General features: G+C 30.8%; 1 protein-coding gene. It reads left to right on the plus strand.

Going from position 1 to position 250, the window contains the following annotated elements:
- Positions 1 to 73: SHOCT domain-containing protein (locus SB786_RS37095; protein ID WP_410731694.1), on the plus strand; the 73-nt coding region annotated here is incomplete at its 5' end.
- Positions 74 to 250 lie beyond the last annotated feature (177 nt).

Below are 250 nucleotides of genomic sequence, written 5' to 3' on the forward strand. Positions count from 1 at the left end.
CCTAAAAGACTCCGGAGTTTTATCTGAAGAAGAATTCCAAAAGGAAAAAGATAAGATAATGTCTGAAAAATAAATACTGACATCACCGTTTTGCTTTGCAGAGCGGTTTTTTATTTATCCAACACAATCATGGTAGAATATCTCGATAATTATATACATTTGAATACTCATTGTAAAAACACCATGATTGATTTGAATTATGTTCAGGAACTTATTGAACAAGAAATAAGCCCTGATTTTGAAATTCGTG

Source organism: Burkholderia sp. SIMBA_062, assembly GCF_046534765.1.
Lineage (GTDB): Bacteria > Pseudomonadota > Gammaproteobacteria > Burkholderiales > Burkholderiaceae > Burkholderia > Burkholderia ambifaria.